The sequence below is a fragment of the Pseudomonas viridiflava genome (genome assembly GCF_900602065.1).
Classification (GTDB): domain Bacteria; phylum Pseudomonadota; class Gammaproteobacteria; order Pseudomonadales; family Pseudomonadaceae; genus Aquipseudomonas.
Map to the genome: position 1 here is coordinate 166799 of NZ_UWFN01000095.1, position 22371 is coordinate 189169.

The 22371-nt window shown below is 57.8% G+C and carries 19 protein-coding genes and 4 tRNA genes; 8 read left to right on the top strand and 15 right to left on the bottom strand.

Features of this window, described 5'->3' with window-relative positions; all coding sequences use genetic code 11:
* The first annotated feature begins 96 nt into the window (after positions 1 to 96).
* From EE949_RS03420 to EE949_RS03430, 3 genes are read left to right on the top strand one after another with little or no spacing between them, the layout of a single operon-like run.
* Positions 97 to 1002 (top strand): heme/hemin ABC transporter substrate-binding protein, encoded by a 906-nt coding sequence (locus EE949_RS03420; protein ID WP_122662897.1) that lies wholly within the window; start codon positions 97 to 99, stop codon positions 1000 to 1002.
* Positions 999 to 2024, top strand: coding sequence for a FecCD family ABC transporter permease (locus tag EE949_RS03425; protein ID WP_122662900.1), 1026 nt, complete (start codon positions 999 to 1001; stop codon positions 2022 to 2024). The genes EE949_RS03420 and EE949_RS03425 overlap by 4 nt, the downstream gene beginning before the upstream one ends.
* Positions 2024 to 2791 (top strand): heme ABC transporter ATP-binding protein, encoded by a 768-nt coding sequence (locus EE949_RS03430; protein WP_122662902.1) that lies wholly within the window; start codon positions 2024 to 2026, stop codon positions 2789 to 2791. The genes EE949_RS03425 and EE949_RS03430 overlap by 1 nt, the downstream gene beginning before the upstream one ends.
* 587 nt (positions 2792 to 3378) lie before the next feature.
* Here the strand turns inward: EE949_RS03430 and EE949_RS03435 are convergent.
* The 7 genes from EE949_RS03435 to rluD all read right to left on the bottom strand — a co-directional run bounded on the left by EE949_RS03435 (position 3379) and on the right by rluD (position 8732).
* Positions 3379 to 3455, bottom strand: a tRNA-Pro gene (locus EE949_RS03435).
* Between the two features lie 101 nt (positions 3456 to 3556).
* A tRNA-Lys gene (locus EE949_RS03440) sits at positions 3557 to 3632 on the bottom strand.
* Positions 3633 to 3637: 5 nt separating this feature from the next.
* Positions 3638 to 3714: transfer RNA gene (locus tag EE949_RS03445), tRNA-Pro, on the bottom strand.
* A gap of 21 nt (positions 3715 to 3735) precedes the next feature.
* Positions 3736 to 3811, bottom strand: a tRNA-Asn gene (locus EE949_RS03450).
* A 282-nt stretch (positions 3812 to 4093) separates the two neighbouring features.
* A complete protein-coding gene (gene clpB / locus EE949_RS03455; protein WP_122662904.1) occupies positions 4094 to 6658 on the bottom strand; it encodes an ATP-dependent chaperone ClpB in 2565 nt (854 codons plus the stop codon).
* A gap of 383 nt (positions 6659 to 7041) precedes the next feature.
* Positions 7042 to 7773 (bottom strand): peptidoglycan editing factor PgeF, encoded by a 732-nt coding sequence (pgeF, locus tag EE949_RS03460; RefSeq protein ID WP_122662906.1) that lies wholly within the window; start codon positions 7771 to 7773, stop codon positions 7042 to 7044.
* On the bottom strand, positions 7770 to 8732 hold the full coding sequence (rluD, locus tag EE949_RS03465; protein ID WP_087272735.1) for a 23S rRNA pseudouridine(1911/1915/1917) synthase RluD: 963 nt from the start codon (positions 8730 to 8732) through the stop codon (positions 7770 to 7772). The genes pgeF and rluD overlap by 4 nt, the downstream gene beginning before the upstream one ends.
* A 148-nt stretch (positions 8733 to 8880) precedes the next feature.
* On the opposite strand from rluD, the gene EE949_RS03470 reads away from it, so the two are divergent.
* The 4 genes from EE949_RS03470 (at position 8881) to EE949_RS03485 (ending at position 13372) form a co-directional block, all read left to right on the top strand.
* Entirely contained in the window at positions 8881 to 9894 is a 1014-nt protein-coding gene (locus tag EE949_RS03470; protein ID WP_122662908.1) for an outer membrane protein assembly factor BamD, read from the top strand.
* Positions 9895 to 10207: 313 nt separating this feature from the next.
* Positions 10208 to 10447 carry a PP0621 family protein gene (locus EE949_RS03475; protein ID WP_122662910.1) on the top strand — a complete coding sequence of 80 codons (240 nt, stop codon included), beginning with the start codon at positions 10208 to 10210 and terminating at the stop codon, positions 10445 to 10447.
* Positions 10437 to 12029, top strand: coding sequence for a sensor histidine kinase (locus tag EE949_RS03480; RefSeq protein ID WP_122662912.1), 1593 nt, complete (start codon positions 10437 to 10439; stop codon positions 12027 to 12029). The genes EE949_RS03475 and EE949_RS03480 overlap by 11 nt, the downstream gene beginning before the upstream one ends.
* Before the next feature lie 2 nt (positions 12030 to 12031).
* Positions 12032 to 13372, top strand: coding sequence for a sigma-54-dependent transcriptional regulator (locus tag EE949_RS03485; RefSeq protein ID WP_122662915.1), 1341 nt, complete (start codon positions 12032 to 12034; stop codon positions 13370 to 13372).
* A 268-nt stretch (positions 13373 to 13640) separates the two neighbouring features.
* On the opposite strand, the gene thiO is transcribed toward EE949_RS03485, so the two are convergent.
* From thiO to EE949_RS03520, 7 genes are read right to left on the bottom strand one after another with little or no spacing between them, the layout of a single operon-like run.
* Positions 13641 to 14750 carry a glycine oxidase ThiO gene (gene thiO, locus EE949_RS03490; RefSeq protein WP_122662917.1) on the bottom strand — a complete coding sequence of 370 codons (1110 nt, stop codon included), beginning with the start codon at positions 14748 to 14750 and terminating at the stop codon, positions 13641 to 13643.
* 23 nt (positions 14751 to 14773) lie between these two features.
* Complete coding sequence (locus tag EE949_RS03495; RefSeq protein ID WP_122662919.1) at positions 14774 to 15196, bottom strand: type IV pilin protein; 423 nt, start codon at positions 15194 to 15196, stop codon at positions 14774 to 14776.
* 12 nt (positions 15197 to 15208) lie between these two features.
* Entirely contained in the window at positions 15209 to 18409 is a 3201-nt protein-coding gene (locus tag EE949_RS03500; RefSeq protein WP_122662921.1) for a pilus assembly protein, read from the bottom strand.
* Complete coding sequence (locus EE949_RS03505) at positions 18396 to 18899, bottom strand: pilus assembly PilX family protein (RefSeq protein ID WP_240350577.1); 504 nt, start codon at positions 18897 to 18899, stop codon at positions 18396 to 18398. The genes EE949_RS03500 and EE949_RS03505 overlap by 14 nt, the downstream gene beginning before the upstream one ends.
* A 13-nt stretch (positions 18900 to 18912) precedes the next feature.
* Positions 18913 to 19620 carry a PilW family protein gene (locus tag EE949_RS03510; RefSeq protein ID WP_122662925.1) on the bottom strand — a complete coding sequence of 236 codons (708 nt, stop codon included), beginning with the start codon at positions 19618 to 19620 and terminating at the stop codon, positions 18913 to 18915.
* Complete coding sequence (gene pilV / locus EE949_RS03515; protein ID WP_240350576.1) at positions 19617 to 20150, bottom strand: type IV pilus modification protein PilV; 534 nt, start codon at positions 20148 to 20150, stop codon at positions 19617 to 19619. Before pilV ends, EE949_RS03510 begins: the two co-directional genes overlap by 4 nt.
* Entirely contained in the window at positions 20143 to 20622 is a 480-nt protein-coding gene (locus EE949_RS03520; RefSeq protein ID WP_122662927.1) for a GspH/FimT family pseudopilin, read from the bottom strand. Before EE949_RS03520 ends, pilV begins: the two co-directional genes overlap by 8 nt.
* Positions 20623 to 20753: 131 nt before the next feature.
* On the opposite strand from EE949_RS03520, the gene EE949_RS03525 reads away from it, so the two are divergent.
* Positions 20754 to 21251, top strand: coding sequence for a GspH/FimT family pseudopilin (locus tag EE949_RS03525; protein WP_122662929.1), 498 nt, complete (start codon positions 20754 to 20756; stop codon positions 21249 to 21251).
* A gap of 128 nt (positions 21252 to 21379) precedes the next feature.
* On the opposite strand, the gene ispH is transcribed toward EE949_RS03525, so the two are convergent.
* Positions 21380 to 22327: a 4-hydroxy-3-methylbut-2-enyl diphosphate reductase gene (gene ispH, locus EE949_RS03530; protein ID WP_122662931.1), complete on the bottom strand. Its 948-nt coding sequence runs from the start codon at positions 22325 to 22327 to the stop codon at positions 21380 to 21382.
* Between the last annotated feature and the right edge of the window lie 44 nt (positions 22328 to 22371).

A 22371-nucleotide genomic window follows, 5' to 3' on the forward strand; every position in this document is an offset into this window, starting at 1 on the left:
AAAAAATGTCATTTGCGGATAGTATAGGTTCTCGAATTCTCCAACCTGGCGAACGCTGATAAACGCATCGCCGGGTCATGCCTTAAGGACATCGCCATGAGCCGCTTCGCAGCCCACCCTTCCTCTTTTGCCAAAGCACTCGTTGCAGCGGCAGGCTTGTGGCTATTGGCCCAGACCACCCACGCAGCAGAGTTGCCCCAGCGCTGGATATCTGCGGGAGGATCGGTGAGTGAGTGGATCGTCGAGCTGGGGGGAGAGTCTCGACTGGTAGCCGTCGACACGACCAGCCAACATCCTGCCAGCCTGGAAAAAATGCCAAAGATTGGCTATCAACGTCAGCTAAGCGCCGAAGGCATTCTGGCGCTGCGTCCGGATTTGCTGGTCGGCAGCGAGGAAATGGGACCTCCCCCCGTGCTGGAGCAACTGCGCCGCGCTTCGGTCCGGGTCGAAATGCTGTCCTCAAAACCTGAACTTCCGGCGCTGCAAAATAACCTGAAGCAACTGGGTGCGTGGCTGGGTAAACCAGAACAGGCTCAGGCGGAATTTGCAGCGTTTCGCGACGGCCTGAACAACCTCTCCACCCGGCTGGCGACCAACAAGGATCAGGCACCACGAGTACTGCTAGTCATCGGTGGAGCCGGCGACCGACCGCTGGTAGCAGGATCGGACACACTGGGTTCATGGTTGCTGACCCAGGCAGGTGCTACCAACATCGCTACCCACCAGGGTTACAAACCATTGTCCAGTGAGATGCTGCTGGGACTGAACCCTGCGTTCATTGTCATCGCTGATCGGCGGATCAATGGCCCGGCTGCCGCGCAGGCATTAGTTGCGCAAAACCCCGGTCTGGCCAGCAGCCGCGCAGTGCGTGAAAACCATCTGTTGCCACTGGATGCCACGCTGCTGGTGGGCGGGCTGGGTCCTCGCCTGCCCGCTGCCGCAGAAGCGCTGGCAAAGTCTTTCCGTCCAACCCTCGCCCCGATGATCGCTCATAAACCATGAGCCTTAGACTCCAGGCTAGGCCCTTATTGATCGGCCTTGGTGCGCTGACGCTGGTCAGCGTGCTGCTGTCTCTGACGCTTGGCCCGTTGAACCTCGCATTGATGGATACCTTGCGCGCGTTGGCGCACATAACGGGTTTGCCAGTCGACGCCGACGAACAGGCGGTGCTGGTCATCGGTCAGATCCGCCTGCCCCGTACCCTGATGGGGATTGCCGTGGGCGCGGTGCTGGCAATCACTGGCGTGGCCATTCAGGCACTGTTCCGTAATCCCTTGGCTGATCCGGGTTTGATCGGCGTCTCGACAGGCGCGGCGTTGGGCGCAGCGTTTGCGATCTGTCTGGGCGGTATGGCCGCACCTGCATGGTTCCAGCCTTACCTGCTTTCGCTGTGCGCGTTCGCTGGCGGGCTGGGTGTCACGGCCATTGTCTACCGACTCGGCTACCGGGCCGGACAGACCCGGGTCGGCATCATGCTGCTTGCCGGGATCGCAATCACCGCCATGGCTGCTGCATTAATCGGGTTACTGGGCTATCTCGCCGATGATGCAACACTTCGGCAACTGACTTCCTGGAACCTGGGCAGCCTCAACGGTGCCAGTTATGCACGCCTCTGGCCGTTGCTGCTGATCGTGCTCGCGGTAGCCGCCTGGTTACCCCGCCGGGCTGCCGCCTTGAACGTGTTGTTGTTGGGTGAATCGGAAGCCCGCCATCTGGGCATCGAAGTTGAGCGACTCAAAGCCGAGCTGATTTTCTGTACCGCACTGGGGGTTGGCGCTGCGGTGGCCGCTGCCGGTCTGATCGGTTTTATCGGGCTGGTGGTGCCGCACTTGCTGCGGTTGCTCGCAGGCCCTGATCATCGACTGCTATTGCCCGCGTCCCTGCTCGGCGGCGCAAGCTTGTTGCTGTTGGCAGATACCATTGCGCGCATGTTGCTGACGCCAGCCGAATTACCGCTGGGCATTGTCACGGCCTTGCTGGGCGCACCGTTTTTTCTTTATCTATTGATCCGTCGGGGGATCTGATGCTCAGCGTCTCTGGCCTTGGCCTGCAAACCGGTGACAACTGGCGCTTGCGCGATATCGATCTGAGCCTCGTCGCAGGTGAAGTGCTGGGCGTGCTCGGCCCTAATGGCGCGGGCAAAAGCAGCCTGTTCGGCGCCATGAGTGGGGAGCTTTCGCCGAGTACCGGCGAGGTGCTGCTGGAAGGACAAGCACTGGGTAAATGGACGGGGCGCGAACGGGCGCAGAAGATGACCGTGCTTCCGCAGACGTCCACGCTGGAGTTCGACTTTCTGGTGAACCAAGTGGTGAGTTTCGGTCGCCTGCCACACGACAGCGGTGCCCAGGCCGACGCCGAAATCGTCGAGCAGGTGCTGGCTCACTGCGCTTTGGAACACCTGACTCAACGAACGTATACGCAGCTGTCCGGGGGCGAACGCCAAAGGGTGCAACTGGCTCGCGCCCTCGCCCAGCTCTGGCCTGCGGCATCCGGCAAAACCCTGTTGCTGGACGAACCCACCGCAGCTCTCGACCCACGTCACCAGCACGCCTCTCTGCAACGGATTCGCCAGTTGGCTGCCGATGGCGTCTCGGTGGCGCTGGTATTGCACGACCTGAATCTGGCGGCCCGCTACTGCGACCGGCTTCTATTGCTGGCCGAAGGGCGCATCCATGCGCTGGGCACTCCTGCCGAAGTCTTGCAGCCACATTTGCTGCATGAGGTGTTTGGCCTCGAAGTGCTCATTCAAGAACACCCCATGGATGGCTACCCGGTGGTGATTGTTCGCTGAGTAGACACGTGGGAACTGCTTTAGCGGGGAAATGAAGATATCAACGAACCCTGATTTTAGACGTGCTGATGCGGATTGACTTAGGCCTCCGCTATTAATTTAACGCGTTGAAAATCAGCTTCTCGCGGAACGGGGGGGCGTCCCTCTTAAGCAGATCGCCCAGTGTCGGCTCTCACACAGCAACACTGGACCTGTAGGAGCTGCCGAAGGCTGCGATGGCGGTATGTCAGGAAAAATGCTTCGCAGCCTTCGGCAGCTCCTACAGAAAGCGCATTTCAGTGACTAACTGTTTGATAGGGAATCGCCCAGCGGCCCTGACACCGCGCGTTCAAGCAGCAAACAAGGGATTTGTTGGAGCGTGGCTTGCCCGCGAACCAGCCGACTCGGTATGTCAGGGACCATCGCGTTAACGTCCTTCGCGGGCAAGCCTCGCTCCAACAGAAACCCTGGACCCGACAGGAGTTATAGGTAGTCTGATAAGTGCGAACGTGTTCGCCAGACAACATACGATTGAATAAACAACCAAAACGCAGACGCAAAAAAGCCCGATCTGAGCACAAGGCTTAAATCAGGCTTTTTTGTGAAGATGGTCGGGGTAAGGGGATTCGAACTCCTGACATCCTGCTCCCAAAGCAGGCGCGCTACCGGACTGCGCTATACCCCGGGTGAAACTTTTAAAGACGCCTCAACCAGCCGTCTGCGATTTGATGCGAATGGCATCAGATCTATAAGATTCGGCCCCGGCATTGCTGCTGAGGCCAAAAATGGTGGGTCGTGTGGGATTCGAACCTACGACCAATTGGTTAAAAGCCAACTGCTCTACCAACTGAGCTAACGACCCAAAAATGGTCGGGGTAAGGGGATTCGAACTCCTGACATCCTGCTCCCAAAGCAGGCGCGCTACCGGACTGCGCTATACCCCGATACAGCTACATGTTGAAATCTGGCTCCACGACCTGGACTCGAACCAGGGACCCAGTGATTAACAGTCACTTGCTCTACCAACTGAGCTATCGCGGAACTTATCGATTTCAGATGCAACTTTTACAACTTACCGCCTCGAACTAACGCGCTGTTAACTTGTTAATTCAACCTCTTCGATGTGTTTGCATCGCTGCGTTCACGTCTCTGAGGCGCGCTATTCTACAATTTTAAAAAGAGGTGTCAACCCCTTAAATTGCTTTTAAGACAATGATTTGCGATTTTTTTTCAGATGGCCTTTCAGCCTTCGCAAATCCGTCCATTCGCAGCGTCGGGCTCGTCTGAATATGCATCACCGACGAGCCCGGGCCGCTGACGAAATCAGTTGAACACGATTTCGTCGTCAACCACTGTGCCGGTCACACTGGAGCCAGGCATGAACCCACCGGACAGAATCAACTGCGCCAGCGGGTTCTCGATCCAGCGCTGGATAGCACGCTTGAGCGGGCGAGCACCGTAAACCGGGTCGTAACCCACCGCGATGAGTTTATCCATCGCCTCGGGGCTCAGCTCCAGTTTCAGTTCGCGTTCGGTCAAACGGCTGCGCAGGCGAGCCAGCTGAATATCCGTAATGCCGGCAATCTGGTCGCGGGCCAGAGGTTCGAAGATCACCACCTCGTCGATACGGTTCAGGAACTCCGGCCGGAAGTGATTGCTGACCGCATCCATCACCGCCGCGCGCTGTGCTTCGCGATCCCCCGAAAGCTCGATGATCTGCGCGGAGCCCAGGTTGGAGGTCATGACGATCACGGTATTGCGGAAATCCACCGTGCGACCATGACTGTCAGTCAGGCGCCCGTCCTCAAGCACCTGCAGCAGGATGTTGAACACATCCGGATGCGCCTTCTCCACCTCGTCCAGCAAGATCACGGAGTAAGGCTTGCGACGTACCGCCTCGGTGAGATAACCGCCTTCTTCATAACCTACATAGCCTGGCGGTGCACCGATCAGTCGAGCCACGGAATGTTTCTCCATGAACTCGGACATATCGATACGCACCATCGCTTCTTCAGTGTCGAACAGGAACTCCGCCAGCGCCTTGCACAGCTCGGTCTTACCGACACCGGTTGGGCCGAGGAACATGAACGAACCACTTGGGCGATTCGGATCAGACAAACCGGCACGAGAACGACGTACCGCGTTGGAAACAGCAACCACCGCTTCGTTCTGACCAATCACGCGCTGGTGCAGCAGGCTCTCCATACGCAGGAGCTTGTCGCGCTCACCTTCGAGCATCTTCGACACAGGGATCCCGGTCCACTTGGAGACGACTTCGGCGATCTCCTCTTCAGTCACTTTACTGCGCAGCAACTGATTCTCAGGCTTGCCATGCTGGTCGACCATTTGCAGGCTGCGCTCCAGGTCGGGAATGATCCCGTACTGCAATTCAGCCATGCGATTCAGGTCGCCACGCCGACGAGCGGCTTCCAGCTCCTGACGCGATTGTTCGATCTTCTGCTGAATCTGCGCAGAACCGGTGACTTCAGCTTTTTCCGAGGTCCAGATTTCTTCCAGGTCAGCGTATTCACGATCCAGGCGGACAATTTCTTCCTGAAGTTTTTCCAGACGTTTGATTGCAGCTTCGTCGTCTTCTTTCTTTAATGCCTGGGATTCAACCTTCAGCTGGATCAGACGGCGTTCAAGACGGTCGAGCACTTCCGGCTTGGAGTCAATTTCCATACGAATACGGCTGGCCGCTTCGTCGATCAGATCGATGGCCTTGTCCGGCAACTGCCGATCAGTGATGTAACGATGGCTCAGCTTGGCCGCCGCAATGATCGCGCCGTCCGTGATCGCGACTTTGTGGTGAACCTCGTAGCGCTCCTTCAAGCCACGCAGGATCGCGATGGTGTCCTCCTCACTCGGCTCATCCACCAGCACTTTCTGGAAACGCCGCTCAAGCGCCGCATCCTTCTCTATATATTGGCGATACTCGTTAAGCGTGGTCGCACCGACACAATGCAGCTCGCCACGCGCCAACGCAGGCTTGAGCATATTGCCCGCGTCCATGGAGCCTTCGCCTTTACCGGCGCCGACCATGGTATGCAGTTCGTCGATGAACAGGATGATCTGACCGTCCTGCTTGGAAAGCTCATTGAGCAACGACTTCAGGCGCTCTTCGAACTCACCCCGAAACTTGGCACCGGCGATCAGTGCGCCCATGTCCAGGGACAGCAAGCGCTTGCCCTTCAGGCCATCCGGCACTTCACCGTTGATAATGCGCTGGGCCAGACCTTCAGCGATGGCGGTCTTACCCACGCCAGGTTCGCCAATCAGCACCGGGTTGTTCTTGGTCCGCCGTTGCAGCACCTGAATGGTCCGACGGATTTCGTCGTCACGGCCGATCACCGGGTCCAGCTTGCCTTCTTCGGCGCGCTTGGTCAGGTCGACAGTGTATTTGTCCAACGCCTGACGCGACTCTTCAACATTAGGGTCGTTGACCGCCGAACCGCCACGCAGATTACTGATGGCATTTTCCAGTGCCTTTTTGCTGACACCCTGGCCAAGCAGCAACTTGCCCAGCTTGCTGTTTTCGTCCATCGCCGCCAGCAAGACCAGCTCGCTGGAGATGAACTGGTCGCCCTTCTGCTGCGCCAGACGATCTGCCTGATTAAGCAGACGCGCCAGATCCTGCGACATGTTGACGTCGCCGGTCGGGTTCTGGATTTTCGGCAGATGGTCGAGCTCTTTGGTCAGCTCTTTACGCAGGCTGTTGATGTCAAAGCCAACCTGCAACAGCAACGGCTTGATAGTGCCGCCCTGCTGGTCGAGCAGCGCCTGCATCAAATGTGCAGATTCAATGGCTGGATGGTCGAGACCTACCGCCAGGGATTGGGAATCAGATAACGCTAACTGTAATTTGCTGGTCAATCTATCGATACGCATTAGTCACCTTCCTATATAAGCAGGCCGGAGCAAATAAACACACCTATGAAAAAAACCTGCTGGATGCCCACTACATGCGGGCAATTGCGTGAGATTCAAGCTGAATTTAGTTGACGCAGATCAGCATTGCAGGACGAAGCCTGAACGATAGCCTCATGAATGAGTTCTCGCACGCAGAACCGAGCTATCAAGTTCGCGCTCATCAAACAACACGTAACTATTCGAATTCACAAAGAACCTTTGGGACCGAGTTTATTCGGGAAGAGGTCGGTACATCCGCCACCTCATCGTCGTCGGGAATGCCGCCTTCCCGGATGAATCCGGTCCCACAGGCTTTGTGTTTGCTGCGCGACAGCGTGGTGTCAGGGACTGCGCGGCGGCTCCTACCTGACGGGATCGATCCAGATCAGCGAAGCAAACCGGCCGTTGCGGGCGCTCTGGCGGTAAGAATAGAAGCGAGGATCAGTGAAGGTATCAAAACCGCCACCGTAAACAGCGGTAATCCCGTGAGCTGCCAGCCGCAGACGGGCCAGGGCATAAATGTCGGCCATGAACCGGCCAGGATTTTTGCTGGGTATAAAAGCAGCGTCAGTTTGCGGATGCGTGCTGATAAAAGCCTCACGAACTTCCCCCCCCACCTCAAAGGACGGTTGGCCAATGGCAGGGCCAAGCCAGACCATGATGTCCTCAGGCGCCACCTGCAGACTGTCGGCGGCCGCCTCCAGTACACCGGCCGCCAGACCACGCCAACCGGCATGAGCAGCCGCCACACGCGTGCCGGCCCGATCACAGAAAAGAGCGGGCAGGCAATCAGCAGTCATGATGGTGCAGGCGATGCCCGGGGTTGCAGTCCGGCTGGCGTCGGCCTCGACCACTTGAGTCGGGTCGGCCTCGGCAACCACCACGCCATGCACCTGTTTTAGCCAGGCGGCCCGAATCTGCAGGGCTGAGGTCAGGCTCAGGCGATTGGCAGCGACGGCTTGCGGATCGTCGTCAACGTGATCGCCCAGATTGAAGCTTTCAAACGGCGCCAGACTGACGCCGCCGTTACGGGTTGTGACGCAGGACTTGATCCCCGCAGGCGCGGGCCAGTCGGGAATCAGCCAGTCACTCACCCGATGAACGCCTCGCGATCCTGCTTGAGCAGCGACAGCAGCCAGACGAAATCGTCAGGCAACGGCGATTCCCAGCTCATGCGCTTACCGGTGGTCGGATGATCCAGCTCCAGGAAGCGAGCATGCAGCGCCTGACGTGGGAAGGTTTTCAACGAGTCAACCATGGTCACACTGGCGGCTGGCGGAATACGGAAACGACCGCCATAGGCCTGATCGCCCACCAACGGGTAGTTGATGTGCGCCATGTGGACACGAATCTGGTGGGTACGACCGGTTTCCAGCTTGACCCGCACATGGGTGTGGGAGCGGAAACGCTCAAGCACGCGGTAGTGACTCACCGCCTGCTTGCCGCCTTCCATGACCGCCATACGCTGGCGTTGCTGACCGTGACGGCCAATCGGCGCGTCGATCTTGCCACCGGCAGTGACAACACCGATCACGATGCACTCATAGATGCGGCTCACGGTACGGCTTTGCAGCTGGGTCACGAGCTGGGTCTGCGCCTGAATCGTCTTGGCGACCACCATCAGACCGGTGGTGTCCTTGTCGAGACGGTGCACGATACCGGCACGCGGCACATTGATAATGTCCGGCACGTGGTGCAGCAAGGCATTGAGCAGCGTGCCATCAGCGTGACCCGCAGCGGGATGCACCACCAGACCAGCAGGTTTGTTGATGACCAGGATCTGATCGTCTTCATAGACGATATCGAGTTCGATGTCTTGAGCGAGCCATTCGCCCTGGGCCTCCTGCTCGGCGATCAATTGCAGAACAGCACCACCGTGCACGATGTCACGAGGGCGCAATACGCCTCCGTCCACCGTCAAACGGCCGTCCTTGATCCAGGCAGAAAGGCGCGAGCGCGAGTGCTCAGCGAATAATTGTGCGGCGACTTGATCGAGGCGTTGACCGCCCAATTCGGACGGCACCTCTGCGCGAAGTTCTATATTTTCGGACATGGCCAGACTAGGTGGCGGCTAGCCTTTGGTTTCGGCAGCGCGCTTGTGGTTAAATACGGCGTCTTTTGCCCCGGGGGTTCCGCGGGGTGCTCATCATAACAGGACGGTCACGCCCAAGACAGCGACCGTTATAGGGACGCAAGCCGCCATGCAAGTGAAACACCTGCTGCTGATAGCCATCCTCGCACTCACCGCTGCCTGCTCGTCGAAGGAAGTGATTGACGAAAACCTGAGCGAAGTCGAGCTGTACCAGCAGGCGCAGGCCGATCTGGGTAACAACAGCTATTCGACGGCCACTGAGAAGCTCAAGGCGCTGGAGTCGCGTTATCCATTCGGTCGCTATGCTGATCAGGCACAGCTCGAACTGATTTACGCGAACTACAAAAACGGTGAGCCGGAAGCTGCGAAATCCGCTGCCGAACGCTTCATCCGTCTGCACCCGCAGCACCCGAACGTTGACTATGCCTATTACATGAAAGGCCTGACTTCGTTCGACCAGGACGTTGGCCTGCTGGCGCGCTTCCTGCCGCTGGACCAGACCAAACGTGACCCGGGTGCCGCTCGCGACTCGTTCAATGAGTTCGCGCAACTGACCAGCCGCTATCCGAACAGCCGTTATTCGCCGGACGCCAAGCAGCGCATGATTTACCTGCGCAACCTGCTGGCTTCCTACGAAATCCACGTTGCCGACTACTACCTGACCCGTCAGGCGTACGTAGCTGCCGCCAACCGCGGCCGTTATGTGATCGAAAACTTCCAGGAAACCCCATCCGTGGGTGACGGCCTGGCGGTGATGGTCGAGTCCTATCAGCGTCTGCACCTGGACGACCTGGCTGCTACCAGCCTGGAAGTGCTCAAGGCCAACTATCCAAACCATCCGCAACTGGTCGATGGTCAGTTCGTGCCTCGCGAAGCCGAAGCGGATAACCGCTCGTGGCTGTCCAAGGCAACACTGGGCCTGATCGAAAGCAATCCGCCGCTGCCGCCGGGTGAAACCCGCGCCAACCAGGACGTGATCAAGCAGTACGAAGATGCCAAACAAGCCATCCCTCGTGATCTGCTGCCAGAAAACCAGGAAGAGCTCGACGAGCAGGAACACGAAGCCGAAGGCAACAACGACCGTTCGTGGTTCAGCTACATGACGTTTGGTGTGTTTGACTGACACCTGCGTTAATAAAAAAGAGGCCTGCGGGCCTCTTTTTTTGTGTCCCGATATTGAGTGGTTTGTAGGAGCCGCCGAAGGCTGCGAGGCGGTGTGTCTGGCGAAATGCTTCGCAGCCTTCGGCAGCTCCTACAGAAAATGCCCCACCATTGGGTTCTGTTTGAGAAAGACCAACTTCCCGGCTAAAGCCGGTCCCACGTCGCTGGCGAACATAGAAGTTTTCGGCATTCCCTCCGTTAGACCCGCGCCCTGAGAGACACAACCCGCCCTCCTTCGCTACACTGCAAAATCTAAAATCACTAAGCTGGAAATCATGATTCGCTTACTTATGTGGGTCGCGCTGATCGCGGCGGTGGTGTGGTTCGTCAAGCGTCTGCTCAACCCGCCAGCCCCACGTCGCAAAGCACCGCCGCCCGAAGAAGTCGCTGCGCCAATGGTCCGCTGTGCCCAGTGCGGCGTGCACTTGCCTCGGGACCGAGCCCTGAGCCAGGGACAACAATGGTATTGCAGCGAGACGCATCGCCTGGAAGGCCCGGCGGCACGTGATCGCTGAAACACTCTCGCTGGGCAGCCCTCAGGCCCAGCGCATTCTGCGTCTGTACCACCTCTATCGACTGACCATCGGCATCATGCTGGTGCTGCTTATCTCCAGCAGTCTGGATATCGAACTGCTGGAAATGGCCAATCCGAACCTGTTTCGCGCCGGATGCTGGCTGTATCTGGTTTCCAACATCCTCATCGTCGTACTGCTGGAGCGCCCCACTCGTCAGGCGCAGCTGTTTACCCTGGCGATGGTCGACGCCTTGATGCTCTCAGCCCTGTTCTATGCCGGGGGCGGGCCACCCAGCGGGATCGGCAACGTGCTTATCGCCTCCGTCGCGATCAGCAACGTATTGCTCCGCGGTCGTACAGGCCTGTTGATAGCGGCCGTCGCGGCCATCGGCATCATCTACCTGACCTTCTACATCAGCTTCAGCACCCCCGCTGCGGCAGGCCATTACCTCCAGGCCAGTTCGCTGGGCGCGCTGTGCTTCGCCGCCGCAGTACTGGTGCAGGCCCTGACGCGACGCCTGCACATCAGCGAAACACTGGCAGAGCAACGCGCCGCAGATGTCGATAATCTCGAAGAGCTCAACGCTCTCATTCTGCAACGCATGCGTACCGGCATCATCGTGCTGAACGCCCGGCGTCGTGTGCTGCTGGCCAATCAGAGCGCCCTCAATTTGCTGGGCTATGAGCAATTGACCGGGCTGGTTCTCGATACCTATTCGCCGCAGTTGGTGTCACGTCTGCGCCAATGGCTGATCAATCCCGTGCTGACACCGCAAAGCATTTCAGTCTCCTCTGCTGGCCCGGTCCTGCAACCGGGCTTCGTCGCACTCAACCGGGGTGATCAACGCCAGACGCTGATTTTTCTGGAAGATCTGTCGCAGATATCACAACAGGCACAACAACTGAAACTCGCCGCACTGGGTCGCCTCACAGCGGGCATTGCTCACGAAATTCGTAACCCGTTGGGTGCGATCAGTCATGCCGCGCAGTTACTTAACGAGTCCGAGGAGCTCGGCAGTGCTGATCATCGTCTGGGGCAGATCATTCACGAGCAATCGCAACGCATGAATCGCGTCATCGAAAACGTTCTGCAGTTGTCCCGCCAGCGCCACGCCGAACCACACTTGCTGGACTTGAAAACGTGGCTGGAACAGTTTGTCGACGAGGCTCGCAGCAGGCTGAACGCCAATCAATCGATCCACCTGCTAATCACCCCTGCTCCACTGACCACTCGCATGGACGCCGAACAGCTCAATCAAGTGCTCAACAATCTCGTACAAAATGCTTTGCGCTACAGTGGTAAGAGCCATGAGCGTGCGCAAGTGTGGATCAAGCTGTTTCAGGCACCGCTCAGTGACCAGGCCATCCTTGAAGTGCTGGACGATGGCCCCGGCGTCCCTCAAGAACACATGACAAAGATGTTTGAGCCCTTTTTCACAACAGAAAGCAAAGGCACCGGCCTGGGCCTTTACCTTTCACGGGAGCTTTGCGAGAGCAATCAGGCGCATCTGGACTACACATTTCGGGAAGGTGGCGGCAGTTGTCTGCGTATCACCTTCGCCCATCCGTTGAAGTTGAGTTGACCATGAGCCAGCGGCAAAAAATCCTGATAGTCGATGATGAGCCGGACATTCGCGAACTGCTGGAGATCACTCTGGGCCGGATGAAACTCGATACCCGGAGCGCCTGTAACGTCAAGGAGGCCCGCGATTGGCTGGCTCGTGAGCCATTCGACCTGTGCCTGACCGACATGCGCTTGCCGGATGGCAATGGTCTTGAACTGGTGCAGCATATCCAGCAGCGCCATACGCTGACGCCGGTGGCCATGATCACCGCCCATGGCAGCCTGGACACGGCGATTCACGCGCTGAAAGCCGGTGCTTTCGATTTCCTCACCAAACCGGTGGACCTGAGCAGGCTGCGGGAGTTGGTGGGCAGCGCTCTGCGCCTCAAGCAGCCAATCCAGCCAGAGCCGGGCATCGCTCGTCGCTTGCAGGGAGACTCGCCGCCCATTCAGGCGTTGCGCCAGCAAATCAGCAAACTGGCGCGCAGCCAGGCACCGGTCTACATCAGCGGTGAATCCGGCAGCGGTAAAGAGCGAGTCGCGCGCCTGATCCATGAACAAGGGCCACGCGCAGAGCAGCCGTTTATCCCGGTCAACTGCGGCGCGATCCCTTCGGAACTGATGGAAAGCGAGTTTTTTGGCCATCGCAAGGGCAGTTTCAGCGGGGCTCACGAAGATAAACCGGGGCTGTTTCAGGCGGCCAATGGCGGAACACTGTTTCTGGATGAAGTCGCCGACCTGCCACTGGCCATGCAGGTCAAACTGCTGCGGGCGATTCAGGAAAAATCGGTTCGTAGCGTCGGCGCTCAGCAGGAGTTGGTGGTGGACGTGCGCGTGCTGTGCGCCACACACAAGGACCTGCAAATCGAAGTCGCCGCCGGGCGCTTTCGTCAGGATTTGTACTACCGGCTCAACGTGATCGAGTTACAGGTGCCACCGCTGCGTGAGCGTCGCCAGGACATCGAGCAACTGGCCGCACATGTCCTGAAACGCCTTGCCGATGAATCGTCGCAGCCCCCTGCCCGACTTGATCCGCAAGCGCTGGAGGCACTCAAGAGCTACCGTTTTCCGGGTAACGTGCGCGAACTGGAGAACATTCTCGAACGCGCCTATACCTTGTGCGAGAACGACCAGATCAACGTAGCCGACCTGCGCCTGGTGCAACCGTCAGCACCGTCGGAACAAGACAGCGCCAACCTCGCCGACATCGACAACCTTGAAGACTATCTGGAAAGCATCGAGCGCAAACTGATCCTGCAAGCTCTGGAAGAAACCCGCTGGAATCGAACAGCAGCGGCACAGCGCCTGAACCTGACGTTCAGGTCAATGCGCTATCGGCTTAAAAAGCTTGGGTTGGAGTAGAGCTGCTGGCACTCAGCAACACATGACCTGTAGGAGGTCGCCCAGTGTCACTAACAAAGCCCTGTCGCGCAGCAAACATTGAGGCCTCGCTCCAACAAGGATTTAGGTTGGCCGGGCGGCATCAGAGCGCCTGAAGCTCTGTATCCATCAACCATCCATACTTTTTAAACTGCAATGCCATCCCTGTGGGAGCGGTGCTTGCCCGCGATATCGGCGCCGCGGTGTATCAGGCATTTCGCGTCATTGTTCTTCGCGAGCAAGCGTTGAGCTACGCCAGCAGCCCTCTCACCCTTCCCGTCGGCGCATACGGTACCGGATCTATCACCGGCTCACGTCCGACCAGCAGGTCTGCCAGCAACTGGCACGACGCAGGCGCCAGTACCAGGCCGTTGCGATAATGGCCGCAATTGAGCCATAGCCCAGCAAACCCGGGCAGCTCGCCGATGTAGGGAATACCTTCAGGCGAGCCCGGACGCAGGCCTGCCCAATGACCAACCACCTGAGCGTCAGCCAACGCAGGCAGCAGCTCGATCGCAGAAGCCTTGAGGCTTTCCAGTGCGACATCGGTGGGGGTCTTGTTGAAGCCTTCGTGCTCCAGCGTGCTGCCGATCAGAATATGCCCGTCACGCCGGGGGATCGCGTATCGCCCCTTGGCAAGCACCATGCTCGGCAGAAAGTCCGACGCGCATTTGTACAGAATCATCTGGCCCTTGACCGGCTCGACCGGTAGCTCAAGGCCAAGCGTCTTGAGCAACTCGCCACTCCAGGCCCCGGCCGCCAGTACTACCTGATCGCCGAGAACATCCCCGGAAGAGGTACTCACGCCCAGCACCCGGTCGCCCTCGCGGACAAAACCCAGCACTTCACAGTGCTCATGGACGGTGACATTGGGCAGCGCCAGCAAGGCGGCTTTAAGGGATTTGACCAGCCGCGGATTGCGCACGTTAGCCACGTTAGCCATGTAGATGGCCCGCGTGTAGCCCTCGCCCAGCACGGGCACCGCATCGTGCACCGCAGAGATGTTCACCGAACTCAACGGTCGCCCCTCGCGCACCGCCCACTCCAGCGCCTGCTGTTCATCATCCAGATCCAGCCAGTACAAACCGGTGGTGTGGACTTCGGGATCGACGCCTGTCTGTGCAAACAGGCGTTCGGCGAGTTGTGGATAAAAATCCTGCGACCAATGCGCCAGCGCTGTTACTGCAGCGCTGTAACGCCAGGGATAAAGTGGAGAAACAATGCCGCCGCCCGCCCAAGAGGACTCTTGCCCTACATCGGAGCGTTCCAGCAGCACGACCTTTTCCACTTCGGATGCGAGGTTGAACGCCGTCAACAGACCGATCACACCCCCGCCAACAATCACAACCTGCCTGGACATCTTGCTCTCATTCAAAAGGCCGATCAGCGGCCCCAGCAGTCTTTACTGGCCAGACCCGTGGAGTTGCTGATAGCGCCGGTATTGGTAATGACGAAATTGCCGCATTTGTCACCGTTCATCATCGACCCTGCCACAGGTGTCGCAGTCAATGTGAACGTCTGATCGGCCCGAACTGCAGCGATGGTGTAATAAGCGTTACCCGGCGAAATAATCAGGTTTACCGCCGCGTTGCCTCCGGCGGCAGCGACATCCGTATATTTACCGTTGCGGGAGAAGAACCGCTCAAGTGCCTGAGTCTGCTCAGTCAACAGGCTGGCAATCTCCGCCCGATGGGTACGCCTCACATATTCCGTGTAACTGGGGTACGCAATGGAAGCAAGAATACCGACAATCGCTACGACAATCATGAGTTCCATCAAGGTAAAGCCTGTTGATCTGCTGCGCATCCGCCGTATTCCTTACTGTATTTGCCGCCACATGATGCGTTGGTAAACGTTGTTGCCGCTACCATCACCCTTCGTTGGAAGACGAATGAAATTACCGCTGGAATCGATGATATACATGTTGTCATCCGCGCCAGCCAGTCCGGCCACGACCGCGACCAGATTCGGAATACCCGTGCCGATCGCAATGCCCGCCACGCGCGAATCGGCAGAGTCGATCTTGCCGTCGCCGTTGGTATCCAGAATCGCGTAATTAAGCATTCCGCCCTTGGCAGCATCCAGCTGGAAAACCCGTCCGGTACCCGTGCTTTCACAAGGGTCCGCCGAGTTGACTGCAGCGGTGGTGAAAAGAATCCGCCCACGAGTGGTTTGTGCCGGGTAGATCACTCGCTCGCCGACAAAAGGCTCAGTCGTGTTCAGAAGCAGATACCAGCCCCTCTTTGACGCCCAATCAACGTCATTGCTGGACGTCGTGGTGTAAGAGGCGCCGTTGCCGGTGATGGTGCCCGTGATGGTTTGTGGCTGCAAACCACTTTGCGTCACGTCACCTACACCGGTATCGGGATCCCAGACCGCATAAAACCCCTGTTGGTCAGTGGTGGTTTTATCCGCGACCTCCATGAATTTACCGGTGCCGAAATAGACCATTTTGCCGTTGGTAGGATGGTCTACCAGCAGAGGCTGCACGGTGATCGGCTGTGTAGCACCGCCCGGTGCGGTAAACAGGGGTTTGTTGCCAAAGGCGACTCCCCAACTACTGGCCGCCGCGCCGCTCATGTCGAACTTCCACATGCGCCCTTTCAAGTCGCCAGCATAGGCCGCTTGCACAACGTTCTGCGCGTTGACCCGCAATTTTACCGAAGACAGACCGTTGTCCGCTGCGGCATAGGCCGCCGGAATCGGGATCTCTCTGATCACGGCTCCGGTGGCGGCGTTGAGCACGAACAATGATGCGTTGCCGGTAAAGCTGCCGTAGCCATTACCCACTACGACAATGCCAGTGCCGTTGGCCATACGCGCCACATCAGGCTTTGAATAGGCATAACCAAGATTGTTGTAGAGATTGGCAGGCGTAGAGGTATCAGGGGCCTTGACCTCCCATAATGCGCCGATGTTACTGGCAGTACCCTGAAACAGACTGATCGCAAAGAACGCCTTGCCACCCGCGCCGGTGCCGCCGTAAGCAACGGTCGACCAAGTGCTTCCGATCTGGGTATCGAAAACGCTGATCTGACCGTCAACTGTGAACTTGTGGACCCCGGAACCGTAGGTTGGCGACGCAATAGTTGCGAGTGACGTCAATGCAGTCGACGGCATATACGCGTAGCGACGAGCCCCCGTGGTCGCATTGATGACGTTGAAAAAACCGTCATTGGCGTTAACCAGCAGGTTGAGGTTCATGTTGGCTGCTTTGGTCGTCAGATACGTCGCGTACGAGGTATTACCGGTCAGGTCCGCAGAGGTCTTTTCGGTAGGCTGCGCAACCGTAAGAGGTGAGTTGATGATGTCGCCCAACAAGCGAGTGCGGGTGCGCAACCGGCTGTTCGCAGTCCCTTGAGTCCACGCAATGAGCTGCGCTCCGGTGAAACCTGTTGGCAAGGTCGCATTGAGGGCAGTTTGTTGTGGCGTGGAAAAATTAGTGAAGTTGAGGGTGATCTTTGCTGACGTGGCGGTGTTCCATGACTCGAAAACCGGAGCAGTTGCCGTGCTGGTGATTTGCGAGTCGGTGCTCCAGGCGGGTGTGGTTTGCTGAACGCCGGTAGTGCCATCCAGGTTGTAAGCCCTGATCGTGCCGCGCCAGTCAGCAGGGTCGTACAGGGTCTGATAGATCCGCGTAGAGGAAGTAAGCGTTGAAGAGCTCGCCGCCCCGCCACCGCCCGAACCGGCCTTGGCATAAATATCACTGAGTGTCAGGTTGAGCGCGTTGGTCAGCCCGGCGCTGTCGTTAGTCTGGTAGTACTTGCCGTGCCCATGATTGTCGTCGGCAGCGTCGATGAGCATCTGGTCCCCCAGCGTAAAGCCGATGGTGTAGGTACTCATGTTCTGCTTGTTGAAACCGGTGGTGTCCCAGCTTTTGCCAGTCAGGTCAGTGCCATCCGAGGTTTTTCGCATATCAATGTCGTAGGCGAATTTAGCCAGGTCATCGAGGTAGAACGTACTGCCCTCGTCATCACCCACCAGAGTGCCGTCGTTAGCGGCGTTCAAATCCCAGTTGGGCAGCGACCGCGAGGAATCGGCAAGGTCATCCGGATCGTTGGTGGGAAACGTCCGGTCATAGGTCGGCAAACCATCAGTGATCACCACGCCATAGTTCTTCTGGCAGCGATACTGAATCGGGCTGGTATAAGTCGTCGGGGGACTTGGATAGTAAGAGGTCATCCCCCGAAAATAACGTGTGATCTCATAGTAAGTTTCCGCCATCGGCGTATTGGCCGATGGCGTCAGTGCCGCAATGGAGTTTTTCAGATTATTGATATTGGTCGTGGCCTGCGCCTGAGTCACCGGTGTGGGCTGATAAACCGTTGCAGTCACTGGCGAAAGGTCGGCAACAGGTCTGGTAATTCTGCCGCCGGGGCCGAGGTCGAAATTATTGGGGTCATTAAATTGGGCCAGGCCAATGCGCAACGACGTGTTGTTGGTCACCAGATTGGTAGCGACGGTCTTGGCAATGTTCATCCGGTAATCATTGGGGATGTTGCCGGTGGTGTAGTCCCTGAACCCCAGCAAGTTCTGCGGGACCTGATCTATCAACCAGGATAGGTAGTTGGCGGTGTAACGTGTCTGCCCGTTTCCGGCTGGGTCCGGTAGTTTCATGCAGCGCTGAAAACCATTGCGATAAATAGGTATCCCGCCCACCAGACATTGAAGCGAAAGCCCAATTAAGCCAAGTGCGCTGACATCCGCCAATGCCAACGTCTCGTTTCCCGAGATCTCCTTCAACTCAAGACAAGGTACAACAAGTAACCCGTTCAGGCAGTTGGGAAGATAACTCACAGGGGTACGGGCTACAGTCGGATCAAAACCCGATGCCCAGATAATGTTGTACATACTCCCCGAGTTATCCACCAACAACATCAGATTAGGCGGCACCGCCGGAGAGCTGAGCAGCGGCACTTGCGCGGGGGTAAACGCATACGCGGGGGCCGTCAGGTACAACGCCAGTAATGCACCGTAGACATACTTCAGAATACGGGCCGGCAACCTAGCAATTGGCATAAATACTCTCCAGTACCGTTCTCGATACCCCTTGAACTACGCTCGCCGTCACCCGATAAAGGGTGACGGAACTGCTGGCCGAACAAGTAGGCGGCCGATTGACCGGCGAGGCGGTGACACCAATGTTCTGAATCACATAAAAGCCCCCGCCCGCGGCTACCCATGGAACGCCCGCCGAACTGTTGCCTGCCGCAGTGACTGAAGTTGAATCAGCCGGAGGCGCGCACGCGGCCGTAGTCGTGCAGGCGGCCAATGAATAACCCGCGACCTGAATAGCCGACTCGCCAAGCCGCAGCACTGCTTCTGCCATCTGAAAGGACTGATTGCGTACCGTCACGCTGCCTGCCATTTTTTCCTGCAAGGTTGCGTTCTGCATCGACGAGACGCCCACCAGCGTCAGCAGCAGCAAAAAGACCAGGCTGATCAACAGCACCATGCCCTTTTGCCTGGAAGGATATCCCTTTGAAATAGCGCGCGAGCTTGTCTTCATGGCATGCATCCGTTCAGAACCGGTTACGCAAAGCAGCAACCACGTTATAGGTCTGGTTACGCACTTTCCCCGCCGGGTCAAATACGGTCAGGGTCAGGCGCACGCTGCGAATACTGGAGGCCAGCGCGGGGCTGCTGATAACTCTGGTGTAGGACATCGGTGCACCGGCTATCCCGAAATCGACGGTGAATGCCTGAACGTTACTCACCAACGGCTGCGGTGGTTCACTGCCATTTCCGACCTTCATCCTCAAATCGGTCCCGCTCAGGCTGTAAGTGATCTTGCGCAGGGGGAAAGTGGTTTCTCCCACTCCTGGCGCGCGCGCTCCGCTATAGATGCGGGAGGTAGTCTTGCAATCAGAGACCACGCTCCAGGTCGGCGAACTGCCGGATGTGCCCACGTCGGCGGTCACCAGCGTCAGTGTGTTGGTGGCGTTATCCCAAAGAATCGGATTAGTGAAATCAGCAGGCTTGGCGATTGCCGGGGCGACGATCGTCGTATCGAAATCAAGGCAGCCATACATCCCGGTCATGCGGATTTCCTGCATCAACTTGCTCAGGGCGAAACGCGCATCTTCCTGCATCCGTGCGGCAGCATTCTGAGACTGATAAGTGCCTTTGGAGGCGATGAAAATCTGCACGATGCCCATGCTCACGATCAAGCCCAGCACCAGCGCCACCATGATCTCGACCAGACCAAAACCCCGAACAGATCTGTTCATGGGGCTACCACGTCGTTAACACCGATGCGTGTACTCAGGACAAACTGTTGCGGGTTGGTCGCGCCCGGGGTTCTGCCCAGAAAAGTATCGCTTGCAGCGGCAGCCCGCGTGTCATCCCAGGTAATCGTGATGGTCACAACGGGTTTGGCGATCACGATCTTGCTGTTGGCACCGGCGGTTCCGGCAAAGTTAGTGATATTGCTGCTGAAGTCGGCCAGGTCCTGCGTGACGGCATTGCTCATATTGCTAGCACTGGCTGCGGGCGCATTGGCCAATGAAGCCAGTGCATAGCTAGCCAGGACATTGGAACCATTGTTCGCGGCATTACCATCTACGTTCGCCCGGATGCGGTCCATCATGTCGTAGGCGATGAAGCTGGCCTGACTGGTCATGGCCGAGCTGTCGGTATACCTAAGTGCGTTAAGTTGAATCGCGGCAGCCCCCAACAGGCCAATGCCTAAAATCAGCACAGACACCAACACCTCGATCAGCGTCATGCCAATCTGACTACCCTTTCGTCCCTTAACCATCGCAATTTCCACTCGAAACTATTCGGCCGTTCAAGCATACATAGACAGTCTTGGTAATCGTCGTGCCCAGTGTGTAAGTCATTGCAACGGCACTCGCCGGTGCCGAGAGCCCGCCGAGGTTATTGAACTCGATCAAGCTGACACCCGGAACCGCCAGCGCAGCCCCGCTGCCCATGGGGGCTGTGACCCTCAAAGCGTTCACGCTCGACGTATCGCTCGCGCGCACCACCTTGAGGGCAGTGTTCCAGGCAGTACCGTCAACATTGGGCCGAACCTGAATGTTCACTCCCCGGTTTATCGCCTCAAGCCGGGCAAAGTTGAGCGCGCGCTGCAGATCACTGACCTCGGTGTCGGCCTTCGATCCCTGTATCGAGCTATTGAAACTGGGAATGGCAATAGCCGCGAGTATCCCCACCAACGACACAGTGATTAACAATTCGACGAGGGTGAACCCCTTGGATCGCTGAGTCATTGAGTGTCTCCTTGACGTTACGACTATAGGACAGCATCCAGCGCTGAAACTGTAAACAGGGATGTACGGTTGTTTGGCTGGGACGAGTACCCGGCTGACATTCAAATGACAATTTCCAAGGAGGGAAATGCATGAAACAAGCGGGTTTTACGATAATCGAGCTGGCAGTGACGATGGTAATCATCGGACTGATCGTCACCCTTGCCGTTCCGGCATTCAGTGAGCTCGTCATGAGCCAGCGGCGGCTTGATGTGGCTCAGCAACTGGCTAGCGGCATACGCACAGCGCGAACGGAGGCGATTCTTAGAAGCCGACCGGTGGTGATCCGGGCGATTGATGAGGATTGGAGCAAAGGCTGGCAGATCGTAGTTGACCCGAAAAACAGCGAGGATGATCTGGTGCTGACCGAGCGGACTCGAAGCGGGAAGGTGCCAGTCTTCGGCAACCAGCATGTCACGCGACAGATTCGCTTTAACGCGCTGGGTTCGCCATCAGACAGCGGGTTTGTGTCCGGGAGTCTCTTCATCTGCGCAGTGAATGACACGCTGAGCCATCACACAGTGGTGATGGCCAATACCGGCAGGGTCAGAATTGAAAGCGTGCCAAAGCCGGAAAAGCTTTGCGGGTAGCGCGGGAGCTTCCGCAGACCTGTGTTGGCAAACGCATTCCCTGTAGCTGCCGAAGGCTGCGATCGCGGTGTGTCAGGCTAAATGACTCGCAGCCTTCGGAAGCTCCTACAGGGTACTGGTTTGCCGCATTACAGCAGCGATTTGACCCGCAGTTCCTTGGGCATCGAGAAGGTTACATTCTCTTCGCGGCCGGCCAGTTCGTCGGCACCGGTTGCGCCCCACTCGTGCAATTGCTGGATCACACCACGCACCAGTACTTCCGGTGCCGAGGCACCTGCGGTGATGCCGATGCGCGCAACGCCGTCGAACCAGCCACGCTGCATGTCCTCTGCACCATCAATCAGATAGGCAGGGGTTGCCATACGCTCGGCCAGCTCGCGCAGACGGTTGGAGTTGGAGCTGTTAGGGCTGCCGACAACCAATACCACATCGCACTCATCGGCCAACTGCTTGACCGCATCCTGGCGGTTTTGTGTGGCGTAGCAGATGTCATCCTTGCGCGGCCCGCCAATCGCCGGGAATCGCGTGCGCAGGGCATCAATAACGCGGCTGGTGTCGTCCATGGACAACGTAGTCTGGGTCACGAACGCCAAGGCTTCAGGATTACGCACCTGCAGGTTGGCGACGTCCTCTTCATCCTCGACCAGATAGATCGCACCACCGTTGCTCGCATCGTACTGCCCCATGGTGCCTTCAACTTCCGGATGCCCCTGGTGGCCGATCAGAATGCATTCGCGACCGTCGCGGCTGTAACGCGCGACTTCGATGTGAACCTTGGTCACCAGCGGACAGGTCGCATCGAACACTTTCAGGCCACGACCCGACGCTTCAGTACGCACCGCTTGCGAAACACCATGGGCGCTGAAGATCACAATGACGTCGTCCGGCACCTGATCCAGCTCTTCAACGAAGATCGCACCGCGAGCGCGCAGGTCTTCGACGACAAATTTATTGTGAACCACTTCATGGCGCACATAGATGGGCGGGCCAAACACTTCCAGGGCGCGATTGACGATTTCGATCGCACGATCCACTCCAGCACAGAAGCCGCGGGGGTTGGCGAGTTTGATTTGCATGGGGTGCCTCGTGTCTACGTGCGAAACAGCCCGACCGAAGCCGG